Source organism: uncultured Clostridium sp. (assembly GCF_934754915.1).
Classification (GTDB): domain Bacteria; phylum Bacillota; class Clostridia; order Clostridiales; family Clostridiaceae; genus Clostridium.
In genome coordinates this window covers 1-3798 of the sequence record NZ_CAKVKB010000225.1, presented here as the reverse complement: position 1 = coordinate 3798, position 3798 = coordinate 1, and the positions used below count along the sequence as shown (strand labels likewise).

Genomic DNA, 3798 nt, shown 5'->3' with positions numbered 1-3798 from the left:
CAATAAGATTATATCATAAATACAAATATATTTTTATAGATTTGTATAGATTATTTTTAACTGTTAAAAGCCTCCTTTAAGTTACTTAAATTTAATACAAATTAAAGTTGAAGGCTGTGAAAATATACTCACTAATTTCAAACCTTTCACGCCTTCTTTCTAACTTTTATTATAGTATTAATTAAACAATTGTAAAATTTCATTATCATCAAGTGTATTAAGCGAATATGAATCTAAATTTTCACTAAGTATTTTATCTGTAAGTTCCTTTTTGGAATTTTGAAGGTCAAGTATTTTTTCTTCAACTGTATCTTTAGAGATGAGTTTTATTACTTCAACAGAATTTTTCTGACCTATTCTGTGAGCTCTGTCTGTAGCCTGATCTTCTACTGCTGGATTCCACCATGGATCAAAATGTATTACAATATCTGCACTTGTAAGATTTAATCCAGTTCCACCAGCTTTCAATGATATTAAAAATATATTTTTGTCACTTTCATTAAATTCATTAACTATCTTAATTCTTTCAGAACTTGAAAGTGTACCATCAAGATAACAGTACGGTTGATTTACTTCCTTCAGTATTTTTCCTATATTTTTTAAAACAGATGTAAATTGTGAAAATACAAGAACTTTATGTCCTCCTTTAACACTTTCAGCAAGAATATCAATGAGAGTGTCTATTTTACTGCTTCTCCCATTATAATTATCCATTACTACAGACGGATCAAGACATATTTGTCTTAGTTTAGTTATATATGATAAAATTTCTATTCTGCTTTTCTTTAATTCATTAGATTCAACTTTCTTTTCAATTATATCTTTAGCATATTTTGCATAGGTTTGATATATTGTTTTTTGTTCATTTTCCAAAGGAATTGAAATTATTTTTTCAATTTTATCTGGTAATTCCATCATAACATTTTTCTTAAGCCTTCTCAAAATAAACGGACTGACCATTTTGTGAACTTCTTCCAATATTTCCTTATCTTCTTCAAGTCTTCTAAAATATCTTGTTGTAAATCTATTTTCATCATAAAGATATCCAGGCATTATAAAATCAAATATTGACCATAGTTCCATAAGAGAATTTTCTATTGGTGTTCCTGTAAGTGCAAACCTTATTCTGCTTTTTATCTTTTTGACACATTTTGAATTTAAGGAATTAGAATTTTTTATATTTTGAGCTTCATCCAATATAAAATAGTCAAAATTCATAGTGTAATATTCTAAATCGTTTCTAAGCATACTATAAGTTGTTATTATTACATCATAGTCTTTGTAATTCTTAATATTATTTCTTCTTTCTTCTGGAATTCCATTACATACAAGAACTTTTATTGAAGGTGCAAATTTCTTAAATTCACTAAGCCAGTTGTAAATAAGAGATGTAGGTGCAGTTATAAGTGTTTTTGTGTTAGGTCTTGATAATATAAGAGTAATTGTTTGAAGTGTCTTTCCAAGTCCCATTTCATCTGCAAGGATTCCTCCGAACCCAAGATAATCAAGTGTTCTCATCCAGTTGTATCCTTGTTTTTGATAATTTCGCAATTTAGCCATAAGCCCATAAGGAGGCTGAAATATTTTACTTTCAATATTGTGAAGACGTTCTTTAAGCTCTTTCATTTCTTCACATGTTTTTATGTATCTGAATTTTTTATCTTCAATATAATCCTCAACATAAGCTCCCTTATTTACTGGAATTAATACAGTATCTTTGGCTGCCATACTATTTTCTAAAATAAGGTTATCTAATAGTTTTAATGTTTCTTTTAAAGCCTCTTGTTCTAAATCAAGATATTCTCCATTTTCAAGTTTATAATATTTTAGATTATTTCGAAAGTTTCTTAAAATTTTTATTACTTCTTCTTCAGTTATGTTTGATAACTTAAACTTTAATTCAAAATAATCGTATTTTCCTTTATGTATTTGTCCTTTAAAATCTGATTTTTTTATATTTTTTATTCCTTTAAATCTTTCAGAATAAAAAACTTCTCCATATCGCTGCAGTTTTTCTATTTCATATTTAAAAAATTTAAATATTTCATCATCATCTCGTAATAAATAAAGTTTTTCATTTACTTCTGAAAATCCAAGACTTTTCAATAATGCATATACTTCATTTTCCTTTTGTGTATCCCTATATATTATTTTATCTTTATATTCATCAAAAAAATTAAATTCATATCCTTCATAGGATACTTTAAATAAAAGAGAAACATTTCCATCATCTTTATCAAAATAAAACCTGAAATTCACGGGACCTGAAATTATTTTACTTCTTATATTAGGAGATAAATCGAGGTAAGATGAAATCTTCTGTAGATTAGGAATAAGTTCTCTTAAAACTATTTCTTCATCATTTTTACTAAATGTGATTTTCTTTGTTTTGCTGAATAGTCTAAGATATGGTTCAATTCTTTCACATTGTTCAATTGATGGAATGTATAGTGATGTTCCAAATAAAAATACATCATCATTATCACTTAATGATTCTGGAATTACATCTGGAATTTCTAAAGTTATTCCTTCAGACACTGATTTTAATGAGAAACATATAGGTATATCACCTTCTATAACATCGCATTCAATTATTCTATAGAAAAAACCATCTCCAAGCATTACTCTATTTTTCTTTACAATAGATAGAAAATCTTTTATAAGCATAGCTGGAATTGTAAGGAATTTACCATCTATTATTTTATCTTGTCTTCTTATATTTCTATTATTATCATCAAATTTTTGAAGATTACAGATAAATTTTATAAGTCTATTATCTTCATAAGAAAATTTCTGCTTTTTTATATCAAAAGTAAAATCTTTTCCATATTTTATTGGAATATTATTAAATAGTGATACTAAAAAGTGGTTTAAATCCTTTATGACATACATCTTTTGATTTCTTAGTCCAATTTTAAATTCTGCCTGAAGCTTTGAAGACCAATGGTTTTTACTTAATATAACTTCTAATTTTAAAGTGTTTTTCTTATCATCAAGAAGAGACTTTAAAATTTCATTTTCATACATAGAATCTTCTTTTTTTTCTTCACATTTTTTATTTAATAGTGCTGACATTGATTCATTCTGCAAGGCATCATCAATAAATTCATAAAAACTTGCAGCAATATGTTTGCAGCAATAATTATCTTTTTTAAATTCATTTTTTTCATAATCAGAACAACTGCAATATGTTCCTATTATATCCATAGATTTTATATCAAATATTATCTTGCAGTTATATTCACTCAAAAGACTTTCAGATATAACTATAGATTTAATATTTATTATTTCATCATCTGTAGATGTTATTAAATCTTTAATTAAATCATTTTTTATAACATCATCAGCTTTTTTCATAACTGATGATGTTAAGTTTTTATTAAATTTTTCAATTAATATCTGTTTTATCAATTTCAACACTCCGTATTATTTATCACTTTGTATAAATTTCTTTATAAGATCTGATGCTATATACTGAGATTTGGATATTCCGTTCTTAAAACATCTTATTTGCTTATATTTTTTCCCTTGCATTTCAAAATCAAGAATATCTATTCTCTCTCCTTTAAAAATTGAAGGGTCTTGTTTTCCCTTTAAATAAACTTTTAATTCCATATTTTTTGTGCCTCTTTCATGTTTTTAGTTATTTGCTTTATATTCTTGAATTGCTTCTGCTATTTCATTTAAGTATTCCCATCTTTCATATTTTTCATCAAGTGCACATTGAACTTCTTCTTTTTTTTTCATAAGATCATTAAGTTTTCCATAATTTGATGAATTTGCAGCCATATCATTTTC

3 protein-coding genes are annotated in these 3798 nt (G+C 25.6%); all 3 read right to left on the bottom strand.

Going from position 1 to position 3798, the window contains the following annotated elements; genetic code table 11:
- Window positions 1–177 precede the first annotated feature (177 nt).
- Entirely contained in the window at window positions 178–3411 is a 3234-nt protein-coding gene (locus Q0F58_RS17880; RefSeq protein ID WP_294379212.1) for a DEAD/DEAH box helicase, read from the bottom strand.
- Window positions 3412–3426: 15 nt separating this feature from the next.
- Entirely contained in the window at window positions 3427–3615 is a 189-nt protein-coding gene (locus Q0F58_RS17875; protein ID WP_294379211.1) for a hypothetical protein, read from the bottom strand.
- A gap of 24 nt (window positions 3616–3639) precedes the next feature.
- On the bottom strand, window positions 3640–3798 hold a 159-nt coding region (locus Q0F58_RS17870; RefSeq protein ID WP_367118214.1), incomplete at its 5' end, for an ABC transporter C-terminal domain-containing protein.

What these genes read in the sequence shown, in the direction of transcription:
- Q0F58_RS17875 (WP_294379211.1), bottom strand. Translation starts at nt 3,615, where the DNA reads ATGGAATTAAAAGTTTATTTAAAGGGAAAACAAGACCCTTCAATTTTT.